Annotated in this window: 16 protein-coding genes; 6 read left to right on the forward strand and 10 right to left on the reverse strand. The window is 73.4% G+C overall.

Annotated elements, in window-relative coordinates; all coding sequences use genetic code 11:
- Positions 1-415: 415 nt before the first annotated feature.
- A complete protein-coding gene (locus IE178_RS15450; RefSeq protein ID WP_184761339.1) occupies positions 416-2,101 on the forward strand; it encodes a ribonuclease J in 1,686 nt (561 codons plus the stop codon).
- Positions 2,102-2,232: 131 nt separating this feature from the next.
- Here IE178_RS15450 and IE178_RS15455 read toward each other — a convergent pair whose 3' ends face one another.
- Positions 2,233-2,694 carry a hypothetical protein gene (locus IE178_RS15455; protein ID WP_193512691.1) on the reverse strand — a complete coding sequence of 154 codons (462 nt, stop codon included), beginning with the start codon at positions 2,692-2,694 and terminating at the stop codon, positions 2,233-2,235.
- 4 nt (positions 2,695-2,698) lie between these two features.
- Between IE178_RS15455 and IE178_RS15460 the strand changes: the two genes are divergently transcribed.
- Positions 2,699-2,959, forward strand: coding sequence for an MBL fold metallo-hydrolase (locus IE178_RS15460; RefSeq protein WP_318280091.1), 261 nt, complete (start codon positions 2,699-2,701; stop codon positions 2,957-2,959).
- A 458-nt stretch (positions 2,960-3,417) separates the two neighbouring features.
- Here the strand turns inward: IE178_RS15460 and IE178_RS15465 are convergent, their stop codons facing one another.
- The 6 genes from IE178_RS15465 to IE178_RS15490 all read right to left on the reverse strand — a co-directional run bounded on the left by IE178_RS15465 (position 3,418) and on the right by IE178_RS15490 (position 12,745).
- Positions 3,418-3,621, reverse strand: a complete 204-nt coding sequence (locus IE178_RS15465; protein WP_053751759.1) for a cold-shock protein — start codon at positions 3,619-3,621, stop codon at positions 3,418-3,420.
- A 523-nt stretch (positions 3,622-4,144) separates the two neighbouring features.
- Positions 4,145-6,658, reverse strand: a complete 2,514-nt coding sequence (locus IE178_RS15470; protein ID WP_438874380.1) for an SWIM zinc finger family protein — start codon at positions 6,656-6,658, stop codon at positions 4,145-4,147.
- Positions 6,655-9,657 carry an SCO1167/SCO6262 family helicase gene (locus IE178_RS15475; RefSeq protein WP_193512692.1) on the reverse strand — a complete coding sequence of 1,001 codons (3,003 nt, stop codon included), beginning with the start codon at positions 9,655-9,657 and terminating at the stop codon, positions 6,655-6,657. Before IE178_RS15475 ends, IE178_RS15470 begins: the two co-directional genes overlap by 4 nt.
- 103 nt (positions 9,658-9,760) lie before the next feature.
- Positions 9,761-10,339 carry a sugar kinase gene (locus IE178_RS15480; RefSeq protein ID WP_184761342.1) on the reverse strand — a complete coding sequence of 193 codons (579 nt, stop codon included), beginning with the start codon at positions 10,337-10,339 and terminating at the stop codon, positions 9,761-9,763.
- Positions 10,336-11,484, reverse strand: a complete 1,149-nt coding sequence (locus IE178_RS15485) for an ROK family glucokinase (RefSeq protein ID WP_184761343.1) — start codon at positions 11,482-11,484, stop codon at positions 10,336-10,338. Before IE178_RS15485 ends, IE178_RS15480 begins: the two co-directional genes overlap by 4 nt.
- Before the next feature lie 523 nt (positions 11,485-12,007).
- Positions 12,008-12,745 carry a GntR family transcriptional regulator gene (locus tag IE178_RS15490; protein WP_184761762.1) on the reverse strand — a complete coding sequence of 246 codons (738 nt, stop codon included), beginning with the start codon at positions 12,743-12,745 and terminating at the stop codon, positions 12,008-12,010.
- 128 nt (positions 12,746-12,873) lie between these two features.
- On the opposite strand from IE178_RS15490, the gene IE178_RS15495 reads away from it, so the two are divergent.
- Positions 12,874-13,896, forward strand: a complete 1,023-nt coding sequence (locus IE178_RS15495) for a Gfo/Idh/MocA family protein (protein ID WP_184761344.1) — start codon at positions 12,874-12,876, stop codon at positions 13,894-13,896.
- 42 nt (positions 13,897-13,938) lie between these two features.
- Here IE178_RS15495 and IE178_RS15500 read toward each other — a convergent pair whose 3' ends face one another.
- Positions 13,939-14,613 (reverse strand): response regulator transcription factor, encoded by a 675-nt coding sequence (locus IE178_RS15500; protein ID WP_193512693.1) that lies wholly within the window; start codon positions 14,611-14,613, stop codon positions 13,939-13,941.
- Positions 14,614-14,718: 105 nt separating this feature from the next.
- Positions 14,719-15,969, reverse strand: a complete 1,251-nt coding sequence (locus tag IE178_RS15505) for a sensor histidine kinase (protein WP_318280076.1) — start codon at positions 15,967-15,969, stop codon at positions 14,719-14,721.
- A 179-nt stretch (positions 15,970-16,148) separates the two neighbouring features.
- On the opposite strand from IE178_RS15505, the gene IE178_RS15510 reads away from it, so the two are divergent.
- A complete protein-coding gene (locus IE178_RS15510) occupies positions 16,149-16,355 on the forward strand; it encodes a hypothetical protein (protein ID WP_193512695.1) in 207 nt (68 codons plus the stop codon).
- A 27-nt stretch (positions 16,356-16,382) separates the two neighbouring features.
- Here IE178_RS15510 and IE178_RS15515 read toward each other — a convergent pair whose 3' ends face one another.
- Entirely contained in the window at positions 16,383-16,799 is a 417-nt protein-coding gene (locus tag IE178_RS15515) for a guanyl-specific ribonuclease (protein ID WP_184761348.1), read from the reverse strand.
- 846 nt (positions 16,800-17,645) lie between these two features.
- Here IE178_RS15515 and IE178_RS15520 point away from each other — a divergent pair.
- On the forward strand, positions 17,646-18,875 hold the full coding sequence (locus tag IE178_RS15520) for a hydroxymethylglutaryl-CoA lyase-like TIM-barrel protein (protein WP_193512696.1): 1,230 nt from the start codon (positions 17,646-17,648) through the stop codon (positions 18,873-18,875).
- Between the two features lie 10 nt (positions 18,876-18,885).
- Complete coding sequence (locus IE178_RS15525; protein ID WP_193512697.1) at positions 18,886-19,581, forward strand: hypothetical protein; 696 nt, start codon at positions 18,886-18,888, stop codon at positions 19,579-19,581.
- Positions 19,582-19,622 lie beyond the last annotated feature (41 nt).

Consider the following 19,622-nt stretch of genomic DNA (forward strand, 5'->3'; position numbering starts at 1 on the left):
GTCCAGGCATTTACCGCGGACTGGCGAGAACCGGACAAAGCTGCGCTCGGCGTACGCGGCCTGCGATGCCCCGTCGTACCGGGAGTTCCCGAGGTGAGCGACGGGGGGCGGCACGCGGGCGGGTTCGTGTGGCCGCCGGCGGGGACCGAGGACGCGCGCCGGCACAACGACGAGTCGGTGCACGCGGACCGGTACGAGGAGTACGGCCGGCCGCGGGCCGCCGGGCCGGGTGACCGGTATACGCCGCCGGTTCACCCACGGAATGTGCCGATACCGCCTTCACCACTCCCTTTCCCGGCCACCGGCATAATCCGGTCGCCTTGGGGCACTCGGTGCCAGTGCTCCGCTCCGTCGGGAGGAAGAGATCACACAGGTAATGGATCACCCCGTCCCACTCTCCGGGTAACGTCAAGGTATGAGTCATCCGCACCCTGAGCTGAAAACCGCCCCGCCTCTTCCCGAAGGAGGGCTGCGGGTCATCCCCCTGGGCGGCCTGGGTGAGATCGGCCGCAACATGACCGTCTTCGAGCACGCCGGCAAACTGCTCATCGTCGACTGCGGCGTGCTGTTCCCCGAGGAGACCCAGCCCGGCGTGGATGTGATCCTGCCGGACTTCACCTCGATCCGGGACCGGCTGGACGACATCGTGGCCGTGGTGCTCACCCACGGGCACGAGGATCACATCGGCGGTGTGCCGTACCTGCTGCGGGAGCGGTCCGACATTCCCGTCGTCGGCTCCAAGCTGACCCTGGCGTTCCTGGAGGCCAAGCTCAAGGAACACGGCATCCGGCCGCGCACGGTGCGGGTGCGGGAGGACGACCGGCGCAGCTTCGGGCCGTTCGACTGCGAGTTCGTGGCGGTCAACCACTCCATCCCGGACAGTCTCGCGGTCGCGATCCGCACCGGCGCCGGGATGGTGCTGCACACCGGCGACTTCAAGATGGACCAGTTCCCCCTCGACGACCGCATCACCGATCTGCGTGCCTTCGCCCGCCTCGGCGAGGAGGGCGTGGACCTGTTCCTCACCGACTCCACCAACGCCGAAGTACCCGGCTTCACCACCTCCGAGCGTGAGCTGAACCCGGCGATCGAGCAGGTGATGCGCACCGCACCGCGCCGAGTCATCGTCTCCAGCTTCGCCAGCCATGTGCACCGCATCCAGCAGGTCCTGGACGCCGCCCACCAACACGGCCGCAAGGTCGCCTTCGTCGGCCGGTCGATGGTCCGCAACATGGGCATCGCCCGTGACCTGGGCTATCTGAAGGTCCCGTCCGGTCTGGTCGTGAGCACGAAGGAGCTGGAGAAGCTCCCGGACCACAAGGTCACTCTGGTGTGCACCGGCTCCCAGGGCGAACCGATGGCCGCGCTGTCACGGATGGCCAACCGCGACCACATGATCCGCATCGGCAAGGGCGACACCGTCCTGCTCGCCAGTTCCCTCATCCCCGGCAACGAGAACGCCATCTACCGGGTGATCAACGGGCTCACCCGCTGGGGCGCCCACGTGGTCCACAAGGGCAACGCCAAGGTGCACGTCTCCGGGCACGCCAGCGCCGGCGAACTCGTCTACTGCTACAACATCGTCAAACCCCGCAACGTCATGCCCGTCCACGGCGAATGGCGCCACCTACGGGCCAACGCCGACCTCGCCATCCGCACCGGCGTCGACCCCGAGCGTGTCGTCATCGCCGAGGACGGCGTCGTCGTCGACCTCGTCGACGGGCGCGCGTCCATCACCGGTAAGGTCCCCGCCGGCAACGTCTACGTGGACGGCATGGAAGTCGGCGGCGCCACCGAAGCGTCCCTCAAGGACCGCCTCACCCTCGCGGAGGAAGGCGTCGTCACGGTGGTGGCGATCGTCGACGCGGACACCGGCGCCCTCGCCGAGGCCCCCGACTTCCTGGCCCGCGGCTTCGTCCACGACGACGCCACCTTCGAGCCGGTCGTTCCCGTCATCGAGAAGACCCTGGCCACCGCGGCCGAGGAAGGCGTCGGGGACGCGCGCCAGCTGGAACAGCTCCTCGCCCGCGCCGTGGCGAACTGGGCGTTCCGCACCCACCGCCGCAAGCCCCTCATCATCCCCGTCATCATCGACGCCTGAGCCACAGCCCGGCAGCGCGGCCCCCGGTTCCCTCGCGGCCCCGCGAACAGCGGGGCCGGGCACGGAAGCCAGCAGCCACCCGAGGTGGCCGGGGTGGCAGCGCACGACACATGACGAGTCATCGGAAGGCATCACGACACGAGGGATCCGAGGTGCGGGTGGTAGTGCGTGGGGTTGCCCCGGTGGTCGAAGAGCACGCGGTAGTGCTGGTGGGCGGTCTCGTGATCGCCTTCCACGGTGGCGGCGGTGCCCAGCGCGCGGTGGGCGAGAGCGAGGACGGAACGGCTCTCCCTCGGGTCGACGAGCGACAGGGCGTACCGCGCCCGGGCGTGGGCCCCGGCCACGTCACCGCGCAGCGCGCACAGCAGCGCCTCCGTCGCGGCGGCACAGGCCGCGGCATGATCGAGACCGGCCGACGACGCGACGGCCGCGAGTTCGGCGCAGGCTGTCTGCGCACGGGCCCACCGGCCCTGTTCCAGATAGGCGAGGGCGGCTACCCCGCCGAGGCCGTCCGGCAGCGGCCCCTGCGAGGTCCACGAGGCGAACGCCGCCCTCGAGCTGGCACCCGGCCACACCCCCGGCGCCTCGATCATCCACCTGGAGTCCGGGGCCGACCGCGCGATCTTCGCCGGCGACCTCCTGCACGGCGCGATCCAGGTGCACGAGCCGCACATCAACAGCTGCTTCGAAGAGGACGAGGAGGGTGCTCGCGCCAGCCGTGCGCGCATGTTCGCGCACGCCGCGGACAACAACGCCCTCGTGCTCCCGGCGCACCTGCCCGGACACGGTGCCTTCGCGATGCGCCGCCGGGGTTCCGGCTTCGAGGTGACCGACTGGGCGCCGTTCGCCTGCACCTGATCCGACCACCCGTCCTTCGAGAAGGAACCCCCATGTCCACCAGTGGACAGCCGCCTGCGATGTGAACCCGCAGGTCAGGACCCTTTTTCAGCAGGCTCAAGAACAGCCACGCACTCCACGTGCGACGTCATCGGGAACACGTGGACGGCGAGTCTTCCTCGACGTCTGGACGGGCGCCCGGCCGTCTGCTGCTGCAAGCTCCGCGAACAGACGCGCGGAGCTTGCAGCACCCGAACCCGATCACGCTCGAAGCGACTGAGGTCAGGAAGTTCCGGGTCGCGGGCGCACCGGCCCCGCGCCGCAACAGATCAGGGGCCGCGCAGTATTGCTGCGCGGCCCCTGATCCCGTGCACGCCCGGCGCGAGAGCAGGCGCTCTCGTTCGGGTGGGCGGCAGAACCCGCACGGGCGGAGGCGGTCACCGGGCAGTGTGCGCGCTCCTCCGGGCGGGGCTGCGAGGTCAGGCCGGGGTGATGTTCTCGGCCTGCGGGCCCTTCTGGCCCTGGGTGACGTCGAACGTCACGATCTGGCCCTCCTGGAGCTCACGGAAGCCCGAGGAGTTGATCGCGGAGTAGTGCGCGAAGACATCCGGGCCGCCGCCGTCCTGGGCGATGAAGCCGAAGCCCTTTTCCGCGTTGAACCACTTCACAGTTCCCGTTGCCATGTCAATGCCTTCCGGTCGATGAACGCCTCCCACTCCATGTGGCAGGCGGAGGTGATCGCCCTGGTCCCTGCGGCACAGCACAGCAAAACGCCCACACCAAAGGCGCGGGCGAGGGTGAGCTCCGAACCACGACAGCTGACGCAGACGCTACACGCCCGCACACCGGGTCACCATAGGAAACGATCACGCCGCACACAGAAACCGTGCGCGCGGTGCCCGCCGACGCGGACGGGCGCCCTGATCTCACGCTGCTGCCGTCGGCTTCGCCGATTCGGCGGCGCGGCGGTATTCGGCGTGTGATGGCCGCGCCCGTACGCGGCGGCTGGTCGTCCGCGATCAGGACGGGGCCAGCGCACCGGTCGCACCATCATCTGCGCGACGCAGCGGGCAAGCGCCTCGGCGGCACCACGGGGCAGGTCGGCGACCGCCGCCTCCGGCAACGTGGTGATCATGGCCCGCAGCCGCGCGCCCGGCTCCGGCGACACGGTCCGGCGGACTCTCACCTGGTCCTCACCGCCGGCCCTCACAGGTCGCCCGGTGTGTCCAGACCGGTCAGGGCGCCCACCGGGTCCGGGTCGGGGGTGCCACGGGGCCACCAGTCGTCGTGGCCCGGCTCGGACTCGTAGGCGTACCACAGGTTGTCGCGGCCGAGGCGGAGCTGGACATGGCCCCGGGGGTGGGTGAGGCGGTTGCGCCAGGGGCGGAAGGCGGGGAGGTCTGCGGCGAGGAGGAGGGGGCGGGCGCGGTCGAAGCGGCCGGCCGGCGGGTCCCACGGCTCCTCGAGGACGGCGAGGCCCGTCCGTCCGCCCTGGCGCCAGGCGGCGACCGCGCGCGCCAGCTCCGCGGGGGTACGGCCGGTGGCGGTGGCGAGCGAGGAGTACAGGGCGCGCGTGGCCGCGGTCAGGCCCGAGCCGGGGCGGGCGGCGGCGAGACGCACCGCGTCGTGCCACAGGGTGAGCCGGCGGACGGGGTCGCGGCCGGTGGTGAGCAGGGCGTGCGCGCGGGCGGCGGCGTCGGTGGCCAGCTGGTCCAGCGCGAACGGGTCCGGCCCACCCGGGGACGCGGGGTACACGGGTGGCTGCTCGGGGTGCGGCGGCGGGGGCAACGGGGCCGGGAGCGGGGGAAGCCCGCGGTCGCGGCGGGCGAGGGCCTCCGCGGCCCGTACGCCGGGCAGAGGCTCCGGTTCCTTTCCCTGGGCGGCGCGGGCCGCGCGGGCGGCACTGAGCCGGGACAGCGCGTCGATCACCTCGCGCTCGCCGCGTCCGCGCAGCAGGAGCAGCACGAACGGGTCGGCGTCGAGGAGCCGGGCCGTCTGGTAGCACAGGGCCGCGGCGTGCTTGCAGGGGTGGCCGGAATCGGGGCAGCTGCACCGCGGGGCGAGGTCGCCGGGGCCGGGCAGCAGCGGGACTCCGCAGTCGGCGAGTGACTGGGGCATCTCCTTGTCCAGCAGTGCCGCGATGTGGCCGGGCCGCTCGGCGGCGGCGTCCAGGAACCTCTCCCATTCGGCGTCCCCGAACGTCCGCAGCCGCACCTGCACGCGGTACGGCCGCGGGCGGCTGCCCCGCACATAGGCGAGGACGAGGCCGGGCGTCACGGTGATGGCGTCGACGTGACCCTGCTCGGCATATCCGCGCCCACGTGCCAGGCGCGCGGCGTCCAGAGCGCCGTCCTCCAGCGCGGTGACCCACGCATGGCCCCACCAGGTCTCGGTGAGGCCCTCGCCGTCCGAGGCGCGGGGCGGGAACGCGGGGAAGGTGCGGCGGAGGTCGCCGTCCCGGGCGGGGGCGGCCATGGAACGCGGCGTGGCGTGGGGGGCGTCGGGCGTCGTCGGCGGCGACGCGGGGGTGGGGGCGGTGTCCCGCGCGGGACCGGGTGGGGCCGACGGGGCCGGGGCGGGGGGAGCGTGGGGCGTGGCGGTGGCTGAGGTCTCGGGGTGGGTGCGGGCGTCGGGGACGGGCTCCCGCTGTGGGGCGTCCGTCGGGGCGGGCATGTGGAAGGCGTCGGCGAGCGCCGCGCGTACCTCACGCGCACGGTCGTCGGCGGCACGGTCGCCGCGCGTGGTGCGCGGGACGCGAGGGGCGGGCGAGGGTGCGCGCCGTCGCGGTGTTCCGGCCCGCCCGTGCCGGTCGTCGGCCTCCTCGCGGGCGCGCAGCGCCTCCTGGCGGGCGGACCGCAGAGCGTCCCGCGCGATGTCCCCGGGACGCCGGGCCGGGCGGGCCGCGTCGCCCGGCCCCGTGACCGCCCCGGGACCGGAGGACACCGGGCCGGCTGTCGCCGCGTCGGCCCGGCCGTCCTCCGACTCCGCGCCGTCACCCGCTCTGCCGGCGGACGGCACCTCGTCACCTGCCCGGCCTGCGCCCGCCGTGCCGTCAGGCACCGGCTCACCGGACGCCGCGCCTCCCCCTGTCGCCGCGTCCGACGCCGCCTCGCCGGACGCGACGTCAGCGCCTGCCCCTTCGTCCGCCGCCCGCCCGCCGGACCGCGCCCCGCCGGACGCCACTTCACCGACCGTGACGTCGCCGGACGCGACGCCTCCGCCCGCCTCTTCGCCCCAAGCCCGCCCGCCGGACAGCGCCCCGCCGGACGTCACCTCATCGGGTGCCACCTCGCCGGACACGACGCCTCCGCCCGCCACTTCACCCCATGCCCTCCCGCCGGACCGCACCCCGCCGGATGTCACCTCATCGGGTGCCACCTCGCCGGACGTCCCCTCGCCGGACAGCGCGTCGTCGAGGCGCACCTCGGCCGCCTCGGACGTCGCGTCCTGCGGGGCGATCCGGTCCGTGCCGTCGGGGTCGCTGCTGAAGGAGGCAGCGGTACCGGTCGCCGGTTCCGAGGCGCGCCGGGCCCGCACCGCGCGACGCAGGGCCTCGCGGGCCACGTCACCCGGGCGGTGCTCCGGCGCGGTCGACGACTCGGTGGACGGCGCGGTGGTGGGCGGCTGATCCGGGGTGCCGGGGAGAGCCGGGTCGCGGGTCGCCCGGGCGCGTGCCGCGCGCAGGGCCTCGCGGGCCTCGTCCGACGGGCGGGGGGTCATGCCGGCCTCCGCAGGGACACCAGGTCGGACAGGTCGCGGTCGGACAGTTCCGTGAGGGCCGACTCGCCGGAGCCGAGGATCGCGTCGGCGAGGGCGCGCTTGGTCGCCAGCATCTCGGCGATACGGTCCTCGACCGTGCCCTCGGTGACGAGGCGGTGGACCTGGACGGGCTGGGTCTGGCCGATGCGGTAGGCACGGTCGGTGGCCTGTTCCTCGACCGCGGGGTTCCACCACCGGTCGAAGTGGACGACGTGGCCCGCGCGGGTGAGGTTGAGGCCGGTGCCTGCGGCCTTCAGGGACAGCACGAGCACCGGGGTCGCCCCGGCTTGGAAGCGGTCCACCATGCGCTCCCGCTCCGGCACCGGCGTACCGCCGTGGAGGAGGTCGACCGGGACCGCGCGCTCGGCGAGATGCGTGGTGATCAGGCGGGCCATCCCGACGTACTGGGTGAACACGAGGGCCGAGCCGTCCTCGGCGAGGAGGGTGTCCAGCAGCTCGTCCAGCAGGGCGAGTTTCCCGGAGCGGGCGGCGAGCCGGTCGCCGCCGGCCCGCGTGTGTTCCTCCTTCAGGTACAGCGCCGGGTGGTTGCAGATCTGCTTCAGCGAGGTCAGCAGTTTCAGCACCAGGCCGCGGCGGCCCATGCCCTGCGCGGTCTCGATGGCCGTCATCGACTCGCGCACCACCGCCTCGTACAGCGCGGCCTGTTCGCGGGTGAGCGGTACGGGATGGTCCGTCTCGGTCTTGGGAGGCAGTTCGGGGACGATGCCGGGATCGGACTTCTTGCGCCGCAGCAGGAAGGGGCGCACCAGTCGGGCGAGGCGCCGGGCCGCCTCCTCGTCCTCGCCGGTCTCCACCGCGCGCGCGTGCCGGGCGCGGAACGACTTCAGGGGGCCGAGGAGTCCCGGGGTCGTCCAGTCCAGGAGGGCCCACAGCTCGGAGAGGTTGTTCTCCACGGGGGTGCCGGTCAGCGCCACCCGCGCGGGGGCCGGGATCGTGCGCAGGGCCTTCGCCGTCGCGGAGTGGGGGTTCTTGACGTGCTGTGCCTCGTCGGCGACGACCATGCCCCAGGCGTGCCCGGCCAGGGCCGGCGCGGCGGAGCGCATGGTGCCGTAGGTGGTGAGGACGAAGCCGCCGGTCAGATCGTCCAGGCTGCGGTCGGGGCCGTGGAAGCGGCGGACGGGGACGCCGGGGGCGAACCGGGTGATCTCCCGCTGCCAGTTGCCGAGCAGGGAGGCCGGGCAGACCACCAGGGTCGGTTCGGTGCGGGCCCGTTTGAGATGCAGCGCGATGAGGGTGATCGTCTTGCCGAGGCCCATGTCGTCCGCGAGGCAGCCGCCGAGGCCGAGGGAGGTCATGAGGTCGAGCCAGGCCAGACCCCTGAGTTGGTAGTCGCGCAGGGTGGCGTCGAGGCCGGGCGGCGGTTCGGCGGGCAGGACGCCGGCGGTCAGGCGGGCGTGGAGGGCGGCGAGGGCTCCGGCCGGGACCACCTCGACCGTCTCGCCGTCGATCTCCGTGCTGCCGGTGAGGGCGACGGACAGCGCGTCGACCGGGTCGAGCAGCCCCAGGTCCCGTTTGCGGGCCTTGGCGACGAGGGCCGGGTCGACCAGCACCCACTGGTCGCGCAGCCGGACGACCGGACGGTGGGCCTCGGCCAGCGCGTCCATCTCCGCCTCGGTGAGCGGATCGCCGCCGAGGGCGAGCTGCCAGCCGAACCGCAGCAGGTCCTCGCTCTCGAAGAAGCCGGTGCCGTCGGTCGCGGAGCCGGGGGCGGGGCGGGCCACCGCCGTGGCGGTCAGGTCCTGCGCGAGGTCCCGGGGCCAGTGCACGGCGACCCCGGCCGCGGCGAGCCGGGTGGCCGCCACGCCGAGCAGATCGTTCAGCTCGTCCTCGGACAGGGCCAGCACGTCGGGCACGTCCTGGTCGGAGAGCCGGTCCAGGGGTGGCCAGACACGGGCCGCGCGGCGGACGGCGAGGGCGGCGTCCACCCGCGCGCGGGGGCCGAAGGCGCTGTCCGCCTCGCCCGCCCACAGGGCCGCCGCGTCGGCCACCAGGGTCGGGTCGGCGAGACTGTGCACCTGCACGATCGCGGCACCCGCGCCGCGCGCGCCGCTCCCGTCCCCGCCGGCTCCCTCGCCGGCGTCGAAGAGGTCGTACGCCGACAGGTCGAGGCGGAGCGAGATCCGTACCCCGGCGTCCATGCCGGCGGCGACCTCGGCGGCCCAGTCGTGGGCGTGGGGCAGCCGCTGGGGCTTCCGCGCGGCGAACGGCAGTCCCGAGGCGTACGGCGCGGCCGGGGTGCGGGGCAGGGTGTCGGCGACCGCGTCCAGGAAGGCGCGGACCAGCGCTTCCGGCCGGGGCAGCCGGATGGGCCCTGGGCCGGGCAGCGGGACGGCGTAACCCTCGTAGGGCAGGGCGGCGGCCACCGCGCGCAGGTGGGCCACGTCGTCCGGGTCGAGCGGGCCGGCGCGCCACGCGTCGTGGCCGGTGGCGGTCAGGCCGGGCAGCAGCCGGCCGCGGGCCGTGAGCCGCAGTGCGTGCAGGGCGGCGGCGCCCCAGCAGGCGGTGGCGGGGTGGGCCGCGGGGTCGTGCCGGGCGCGGACCAGCAGCGGCAGTGCCTCGTCGACGGGGAGGGACAGGGCGGGGGTGGTCCGCCGGCGCACTCCGGCGCCGTGCGGCCGGACGACGGTGAGTCCGGTGCGTCGCGCGGACTCGGGTCCGGCGGCCCCGTCGACCGTGGGTCCGGCCGGACCGTCGGGCTCGGATGCGGCCGTCATGTCGCGCTCGGGCATGGCCGCCCCGTCGGGCGCGGATCCGGCGTCGAGCGGTCCGAGGCCGCCTTCCCCACCGGGGGCGCCCTCGGGGTCGTAGAAGGCGATCCGTCCCTCGCGCGGGAGGGACGCGGGCAGGAAGACGGCGGCGAGCCGGACGGGGATGTCCGCCCCGCCCGTGCCGCCGGGTCCGGTCGTGTCCCGCCCGGCCGTCACGGTCCGCTCGCTCATACGTCTGGTCACCTCCCGCCCGCGTGCCGGATCAGCCGTCTTCGACTCTACGGGCGGGGTCTGACAATCGGCCCCGGCGGCCGGTGCGGATCGGTGTGCGGGATCAGGGCACGGTACGGGAGACGAGGTACACCCTCGGGTAGCCCGGCTTGTTGTGGTGGACGACGATGTCGTGCGTGGGCGCCGGCCTCTTCTGCTCGTGGACGAGTCCCGACCAGGTGCCGGGGCCGTCGAAGGTCCAGCCGGTGACGTTCCGGTCGCGCTCGCCGATGGTGATGTCGTCCCGCTTCAGATCGTTCTGCTGCACGCCCATGCTGGTGAGGAAGGCGCTCAGGCCCGCGTCGGTGGTCTCGAACTCGACGTACAGGCGGCTGGTCTTCCAGTTGTTGGTCTCGTAGGTGGCCACCCACCAGGCGGGGTGCGGGACGGGCACCTGGTAGAGGCGGCGCTGGAGCTTCGACGGCCAGCCGTAGGTCAGCCCGGTCGCGGAGTACTTCGCCTCCTTGTCCTTGCCGCTGGCCCTGCTCTGGTTCGCGGAGATCACCAGATAGCCGGCCGGGATGCCGATGAGCAGCACGATGATCAGCAGGGTGAGCGACCTGCGGCGGATCATGTGCCGCCGGTCCTCGGCCGGGCGGGGCTCGCCCGGGAAACCTGCCTGCTGGGGAAACTCGCCGGTCACAGCGACTCCTGGGTGGTACGCCGGGCCTCCGAGTACCGCTCGTAGCGCTCGTACCGCTCGACCCGGCGGCGCTTGGCGCGGCGGAAGCGGCGGGCGACCAGGCGGGCGAGGTCGGCGGCGCCGACCATGCCGGCCTCGGGGCCGAGCTGAGCGCGGACGATGTGGGCCTCGGGGCGGTAGCCGCGGCCGGTGAGCTGGCGCTTGAAGGCGTCCCGCGCGGGGCCGATCAGCAGGTCGTCGGCGGCGGAGACGCCGCCGCCGATGACGAAGCAGGAGGGGTCGAGGGCGGCGGCGAGGTTGGCGATGCCCACGCCGAGCCACTGGCCGATGTCCTGGAGCAGTTCGATGCACATCGCGTCGCCCTCGCGGGCCAGCTCGGTGATCATCGGGCCACTGATGTCGGCGATGTTTCCCTTGACGTGCTCGATGATCCCGTAGGCGACCGGCGAGTCGGCCGCGGCCAGCTCGCGCGCCTCGCGGACCAGCGCGTTGCCGGAGCTGTACTGCTCCCAGCAGCCGCGGTTGCCGCAGGGGCAGCGGTGGCCGCCGGGGACGACCTGCATATGGCCGAACTCACCGGCGACGCCGTACTTGCCGCGCTTGACCTGCCCGTCCTCCAGGATCGCGCCGCCGATGCCGGTGCCCAGGGTGATCATGACGAGGTGGTCCTCGCCGCGCCCGGCGCCGAAGCGCCACTCCGCCCAGGCGGCGGCGTTGGCGTCGTTGTCGACCAGGACGGGGACGGCGAGGCGGCCGGCGAGGCGGTCGCGCAGCGGCTCGTTGCGCCAGGACAGGTGGGGGGCGAACAGCACGCGGTTGCGGTCGGCGTCGACCCAGCCGGCCGCGCCGATGCCGACCGCGTGCACGTCGTGCCGGTCGGACAGGTCCAGCACCAGTTCGACGATGGTGTCCTCGACGACCTTCGGGCTCTTGGACTTGTCCGGGGTCTCCGTGCGGAGCCGCTCCAGGATGTTGCCGTCGGCGTCGACGACGCCCGCCATCACCTTGGTGCCGCCGATGTCGATGCCGACCGTCGGGACACGGGGCGCCGTCAGGTGGGAGCGGCGCTCCCTGGTGCCGACGGTTCTCAGGACCGGGGCACGGCGGGAGCCGATGGGGGCGGTGAAGTCGCGGTAGGTGCTCATCGTGTGCGATTGTGCCGCACGGCTCCGCCGGGTGCCGAACAGATCCCGGGTGCGTGGTGCGGATCATGGCCGGGTGCGGGTGCGTCGGGGCCGGTCGCGCAGTTCCCCGCGCCCCGGACAGTGGCGCAGGCCGTTCAGCTCGTCTCCGCCGGCCGTCCGCCTTGCCGGCTCGTCCCAGGTGATGCGGTCCCGGTGCCGTCCGCCTTCTTGTCGACGGCCGCGTCCACGAGCTGCGCCCGCTGCTGGGCCTCGCCGTCGGGGAGTACAGGAAGCGGATGGTGTCGTTCACGGCGGCCTCGGCCAACGGGCGGAGGACGCCCGTTCGGCCGCGGCGGCCCAGGGAAGGGCGGGGGTGAACGCCCCCGCTGGTTGCGTGCGCAAGGGGCTGATGACCACAGCAGCCCCAAACGCCCCCTTCCGGACACGGACACCGGGCGTCCCCGCGCGGGGGACCACAAGCCGGTCACATTGTCCGGACAATGCGACGAAGCGGAGTGCGGGTGCGCGGCGGGCGCCGCGGTGCTCAGGACCGTACGAGCAGCTGGAACTCGAAGGAGTAGCGCGAGGGCCGGTAGGTGTGCGTGCCGAACTCCACCGCGCGCCCGGTGTCGTCGAAGGTCACGCGCTGCATGGTGAGCAGCGGGGCGCCCGTCTGCTCGCCGAGCCGCTCGGCCTCGGTGGCGGTGGCGGACCGTGCGCCGATGGTCTGGCGGGCGCTGTGCAGGGTGATCCCGGCGGCCCGCATCAGCCGGTACAGACCGGTGGCCTCCAGTTGCCCGGTGTCCAGGTCGAGGAGGCCGGGCGGCAGGTAGTTGCAGAGGTGCGCCATCGGTTCCCCGTGTGTGAACCGCAGCCGTTCGAGCCGGTGCACCTCGCTGTCCTCGGCCACGCCGAGCGCGGCCGCGACCTCGGCGGACACGGCGACGACGGTGTTGACCAGCACCTTGGTGGCGGGTCGCTGCCCGGCCGCCTCCAGGTCGTCGTAGAGGCTGCTGAGTTCCAGCGGGCGCTTGACCTGGCTGTGCACCACCTGGGTGCCGACCCCGCGGCGGCGTACCAGCAGACCCTTGTCGACGAGGGACTGGATGGCCTGGCGGACGGTCGGACGGGACAGGCCGAGCCGCGCGGCGAGCTCGATCTCGTTGCCGAGCAGGGTGCCGGGGGTCAGCACGCCGCGCTCGATGGCGGACTCCAGCTGCTGGGACAGCTGGAAGTACAACGGCACGGGGGAGCCGCGGTCCACGCTCAGCTCCAGCTGCACGGTCGGGTCCACTTCTGGTTTCGGCACGGCCCGAGCGTAGCCCCGTGCGCTGTTGACGGGAAGTCGTGTAGTCCGGTTGTCCGGACATACGAATTGACAGGGAGCGGCGCCGGGCCCACTTTGTTTCCATGCGCATCGGGGTCATCGGTACGGGCCGTATCGGCACCATTCACGCCCACACACTCAGCAGGCACCGCGACGTCGGCTCCCTGATCCTCACGGACGTGGATCCGGCGCGGGCCCAGGCCCTCGCCCACCGGCTCGGCGAGACGGCGGCGCCCGGGGTGGACGAGATCTACACCTGGGGGGTGGACGCCGTGGTGATCACGGCGGCCACGTCCGCCCACGCCGATCTGATCGGCCGGGCGGCACGCGCGGGGCTGCCGGTGTTCTGCGAGAAACCCATCGCCCTGGACCTCGCGGGCACGTTACAGGCGATCACGGAGGTCGAGACCGCCGGGACAGTGCTGCAGATGGGCTTCCAGCGCCGGTTCGACACCGGCTACAGGGGCGCGCGCGAGGCGGTGCGCTCCGGACGGCTCGGGCGGCTGCACACCGTACGGGCGATGACCAGTGACCCGGAGCCGCCGCCGGCCGGGTATCTGCCGCAGTCCGGCGGCCTGTACCGGGACAGTTCGATCCACGACTTCGACATCCTGCGCTGGGTGACCGGCCGGGACGTCGTGGACGTCTACGCCGCCGGGTCCGACGCCGGACCCGCCGTGTTCCGCGAGGCGGGCGACGTCGACACGGGCGCGGCGCTCCTCACCCTCGACGACGGCACGCTCGCCACCGTCACCGCGACCCGGATGAACGGCGCGGGCTACGACGTACGCATGGAGCTCGCCGGGGAGCGGGACCAGATCGTCGTCGGCCTGGACGACCGTACGCCGATCGCGTCCACCGAGCCGACCGGGCCGCCCGCCGCGGACAGGCCGTGGACGGGGTTCCTGGAGCGGTTCGCGGCCGCGTACGAGGCCGAGCTGATCGCGTTCGTCGAGGTGGTGCGCGGCGAGCGGGCCAACCCCTGCGACGGACGCGAGGCCCTTCAGGCCCTGCTGATCGCGGAGGCGTGCGAGCTGTCCCGCCGGGAACGCAGACCCGTCCGGCCGGCGGAGCTCACGAGCGGGGCGACCGCGGCGTTCACCTGACGCGGGAGCCGGCGCAGGCGCATCCCGCGGGCGTCCGGATCCTCAAGGGCCGTCGGTCTCCTCCAGGAGGCCGGCGTCGTGGGCGAGCAGGGCGATCTGCACCCGGTTGTTGAGGTCGAGCTTGGCCAGGATCCGGGAGACATGGGTCTTGACCGTGGCCACGCTCATGTAGAGCTCCCCGGCGATCTCGGCGTTGGCCAGACCGCGGCCGACCGCGACGGCGACCTCGCGTTCGCGGTCGTTGAGGCCGCCGACCCGCGTTCGCGCGCGGGTGCGCCGCGTGTCGGCGGCGGTGCCGGCCGCGTGGGCCATCAACTGCCGGGTGACGGTGGGCGACAGCACCGGATCGCCGGCCGCGACCCGGCGCACCGCGGCGACGATCTCGGCGGGCGGGGTGTCCTTGAGGACGAACCCGGCGGCGCCCGCGCGCAGCGCCCGCAGCACCTGCTCGTCGGCGTGGAAGGTGGTGAGCACCACGACCTGCGGGGCGTCCTCGCGCCCGCGCAGCGACTCGGTCGCGGTGAGACCGTCGACCGTCGGCATCCGGATGTCCATGAGGACGACGTCCGGGCGGGTGCGGTCGACGAGCTCCTCGACCTCGCCGCCGTCGCCCGCCTCACCGACGATCTCGATGTCGTCGGCGCCGCCCATCATGAAGGACAACCCGGCCCGCACCAGCGGGTCGTCGTCGACGAGGAGCACTCTGATCGCAGCCATGGGCGGTACGTAATCACGGCCGGACGGGGCAGGACACAAGAAGCGCCCGATCCGCCGGACCGGCGCCGTGTCCCGGGGAGTTCGGCGCACCGCGCGGGCCGCGGTTCAGCCCCACGGCAGCCGCGCCCGTACCTCGAACCCGCCGTCGGAGGTGGGCCCGTGCTTCAGGGTGCCGCCCGCGAGGTTCGCCCGTTCGGTGAGACCGATCAGGCCCTGCCCGGCGCCGGGCACGGCGGGTACGTCCCCTCCCGGCGCGGGATTGCGCACGGTCACGGTGAGGTCCTCCCCCGGGCCGCCGGTGACGGACACGGTGACCTCCGTGCCGGGGGCGTGCTTGCGGGCGTTGGTCAGGCCCTCCTGGGCGATCCGGTAGGCGGTGCGGCCGACGGAGGCGGGGGCGTCCGCGGCGTCGTTGACACGGTGGTCCAGGGTGACCTTCATGCCGGCCTGCCGGGACTCGGCGACCAGGGTGTCGAGCGCCGCGAGCGTCGGCTGCGGCCGGCCCGAGTCGTCGGACTCCCGGGCGCGCAGCACGCCGATGATCTCCCGCAGGTCCTGCAGCGCCTCGTGCGCGCTCTCCCGGATGACGCCGGCCGCCCGCGCGATCTCCTCGCGCGGGGCGTCGGGCCGGAACTCGAGGGCGCCCGCGTGCACGCTCAGCAGGGTCAGCCGGTGGGCGAGCACATCGTGCATCTCCCGCGCGATGGCCTCGCGCGCGAGCCGCTGCGCCTGCTCGGCCCGCAGCCTCGCCTCCGTCTCGGCGCGCCGGGCCCGGTCCCTGAGGCTCAGCATGAGCTGCCGCTTGGACCGTACGAACATGCCCCAGCCCACGACGGCGACCGTCATCGCCATCAAGAGGATGACCGAGGCGAGATACGGCAGATCCGGATCGGGGCGCCACCAGAAGTAGAGCGGGACGAATGCCGCCTGTGCGCCGCCCACCCAGACGACGTACCGGAAGGGCCGGTGCACGGCGAGCGAGAACAGGGCGATCATGGCCACGCCGCCCGAGGTCTCCGAGACGGAGCCGACCGGGGCCATCACGGCGGCCAGTCCGAGCGGCCACCGCCGGCGCAGCCAGACCGCGGCGCAGGACAGCGCGCCGAGCACCTGGTCGGCGGTGGCCAGCGAGGCGGGGACGCGGGCGTTGGCGGTGAGCGCGTCGGCGGCGAGCAGGCCCACCCCGACGGCCAGCAGGAAGCAGGAGAAGTCGACGAGCCAGTCGCGTGCGGTGCGCCGGGGCCTGCGCCCGGAGCGGGCCTCGTCGGGGTCGAGTTGGTGGATGAGGGCGGACGGGAAGAACCATCGGGGCCCCGTGAACTCCTGGGCGTACTGCGCCGCCCTGTCACCAGTCACAGTCGACGAATCTACGCAAGGGGCACCGTGGGCGTCGCGGGTCCGGCGGGATCGTCGACCGAAGTCGCGGCACCGCAGACTTTCGGCGCGCCGGCCGGCGCGCATCGTGTCCTTCCGTCGGACAGGGCTCGCCCCGCGGCCGATGTGGGTGGGGGGTCCGCGGGGCGAGAGTCGGTGGCATGAGGCAATTGCTGGGGGTTCTGGGTTTCCTCGCCGTGGTGCAGGGGGTGGCGGGAATGGTGAGCGAGTTCTCCGACTGGGACGGGGGGCTCGTGCGGCGGTTCGATTTCCTCGACGGCTACGAGGTCTACGGGAGCATCGCCCTGCTCGTGCTGGGCGTCGCCCTGTTCGCCGCCGCGGAGAGCCGGGGCCGGAGGTCCGGCTGATCGCCGGCCGGACCTCCGGCCGGGCGGTCAGCAGCCGTGGTCGACCAGGTCGAACGAGGCGTAGTGGTCGGCGGTGTAGTAGTCCTCCTGGTGCTCCTCACCGGTGACGATGCGGCGCGCGCCACGGGTGGGGGAACCGGGCGTGATCACCGTGTACTCGTGGTAGTAGCCGCTGGACTGGCCGGGCAGCAGGCCCTCCCGGTTCTGGAAGACGGTCCCGTCCTGGTCGAACGGGTAGGGGCCGCCCTGCTCGATCAGGTCGAGCGTGTCGTGCGCCTCGGGGGGCAGGTCGGTGTAGCAGATGTCGCCGACCGCCAGGACGGAGGCGGAGGCGACCGGGCCGGCGGCGTGGGCGGTGGTCGCGGAGACCGCGCCGCCCAGGAGGAGGGTGGACAGGAGTACGGCTGCGGCGCCGGTCCGAGCGGCGCGTGGGGGGAATCGCATGACCCCATGATGACGCGCGTAGACGCTGGCATGTCAATGACAACTACGAGGAAATTCCCGTCAGGTCCGGTGAACGGCAGGGGACTTGGAGCAGCAGCGGCCATTGCCCCGGCGCGCGGTCCGGCCGGCCGTCGAGCCCGCCGCGGGCGAGGGTGTCACGGCGGACGAGGCGCGCCGCCGGGCCGCCGCGTCGCCGGACCTGATGTGCCGGCCGCCCGGGAACGGCCTGCACCTCCGTGAAGCGGCATGCGCCGCACGCCCGGGAACGGCCCGTACGCCCACGGATAGGCGTCACGCCGTGTTCGGCGGTGTCGGCGGGGATCGTCATGGAGGAACAGGCGGTCATTACCATCCCTGGCGCGGCCCGCGTGAGGGTTTGTGACCCACTGCGGACATGAATGTCCGAGTCGACACGCCAACGCATTCCGGGATACCGGAACCGCCCGCACGTCGCGGACGAGCTGACGACCGCCCGCATTCCCACCCTGGCACACCATCCGGACATCAGGAAAGATCCCCCTCGAGGAAATCCCGCATCTGGGACGGGGCTTGACGGACAGTCACGATCAATGCATCCTCCAATTACTTCCACCGGCGGACCGCCTCCGACCACGAGATAACGGCTCCACCTGCCATGACAGTCCAGTGAAGCGCACGTTTCTCGACGGTTAAAGGAAATGCAGATCCAGTGAAGAATCGTTTCTTCTCATGGAGACGCGCACCCGCCGGAAGGCTGTACCGAAGCACGTGACCAAGAAGTGAGAATCTCTCACGTTCACCGGCGGAATGACCCGCGAGTCGGCGCGACAACCGCGCGAGCAACTCGCCGATAAAGGGAGAAGAACAATGAGCGTTGACGTGGTGCGGGAATCCGCGCTGGCCGACCGGGTCGTCATCTGGGAGGAGTCCGCACGTGACGGAGCCCAGGCCAAGACCCTGATGTCCCCCGACTTCCGGGTCCGCCTCGCACGCGAGGAGGGGAAGATGTTCGGCGAGGACGGCCCCCGGCACGTGGTCTTCGCCGCCGGGTTCCCGGCGGTGTGCGCCGAGGAGTTCGAGGCGGTCCGGCAGGTCGCCGTCGAGGCCGAGGGCACGGTCAGCGTGTCAGCGGTGTGCCGGGGGACGGCCCAGGACGTGCGGCAGGCCATGGCCTCGGTCAAGGGCACCGAGCACGCCCGGATCATGGTGATCGTGCCCGCCTCGGAGGCGATGGCGCAGGTGATGACCCACCGCCCCGCCGCCGAGGCGCTGGCGGCCGGCGTGGACCTGGTCAGGGAGGCCCGTGACACGGACGACTCGGTGATCGTCGACGTGTGCCTGGCCGATGCCTCCCGCGCCGACCACGCCCTGATGGCCGCCTACTCCGCGCAGATGACCGAGGCCGGTGCCGGAGTCGTGGTCCTGGCCGACACCGTCGGCGACCAGCTCCCCGCCGAGGCCGGCGCGATGTTCACCGCCGTACTGGACCAGGCGGGCCCGGACGTGGTGTTCGCCTCCCACCTGCACAACGACCTCGGGCTGGGCCTGGCCAACACGCTCCAGGCCGTGCAGTCCGGCATCCGCGTGGTGTCCAGCTCGTGGCTGGGCATCGCCGAGCGCAGCGGCCTGGTCGCCACCGAGCAGTTGCTGTTCCTGCTCGCCTACCGGCCCGACCGCGCCAAGGAGCTGCTGGGTGAGCACGCGACGCCGTGGTGGACCGCCCCCGACCTGACCCGGCTGCCCGAGATCGCCCGCATGGTGTCGCAGGAAACGGAGGTGCCTCTGAGTGTGACCACGCCGATCGTCGGGAGCGGGGTGGGTACCATCTCCACCGGCACCCCCTTCGTCCACCCGCAGCTGTTCCAGCCCTACGACCCCCGCGAGCTGCTGGGCATCGAGCCCCGCATCCTGCTCACCCACCTGGCCAGCGCCCGAGTGATCACGGCGGTCGCCGCGCGGCTCGGACGGGAACTGGACCGGGAACAGACGAAGGCGGCGGCCCAGTGGGTCAAGAGCCGCGCCTACCGGCAGGGCCGCGCCCTGGTCGACGAGGACGAGTTCGCCGGTTTCCTCGACGGCCTCGTCGCCACTTCCTGAGAGGCACCGCATGACCAGCAGCCCCACCATCGACGCCGGCCGCGTCCGGCAGGCCCTGTCCGGCCGGCGGGCAGTGGTGCTCCCCAACCCCGCACCCCTGACGTACGTCGTCGCCGCCACCGCCCCGCGCGCCGTCAACCTCGCCAAGTCACGGCCCGCCGACCAGGCGGTCGCCCTGTGGGTCCACCACTCCCGCACCGCGGACACCGTCTTCGACGCGCTCGATCTCGGACCGGATCTGGCCGCCGCGGCCCGGCGTCTGCTCACCGAGGAACGGGTGACCCTGCTCGCTCCGCTGCGGGAACACCACCCGCTGCCCGACTGGCTGGAGCCGGCCGCCAAGGACGGGTGGACCCTCCTGTTCGGCGCGCGCTGGACTCCCCTGCTCCCGGTGGTGCGGGAGCATCCGGTCCTCTACGTCAGCAGCGCCAACCGCACCGGTCACCCGCCGGCCGCGACCGCCTCCGCCGCCCGGGCGATGTTCCCCGACGACGTCCCCGTCCTGGACCCCGCCTCGCTCCCCGGCACCGAGGAGGAACCGACGGGAACACCGCGCGCGGCCACCACCACCGTGCGCCTGCGCACCGACGGCTCGCTCGACCTGCACCGCGGCGGCGCACAGGACCGGACGCATGCGGGTGCCGGCACCTATCTGGACCACCTGCGCACCGCCTACGGTCTCCCCGGGGGCCAGGCACGGCCGTAGGACGCCACCGCCGGGAGGCGTCGCGGCGGCCGTCGGATCCG

Origin of the sequence: Streptomyces griseoloalbus, assembly GCA_014650015.1 — a bacterium.
Taxonomy (GTDB): Bacteria; Actinomycetota; Actinomycetes; order Streptomycetales; family Streptomycetaceae; genus Streptomyces; species Streptomyces griseoloalbus.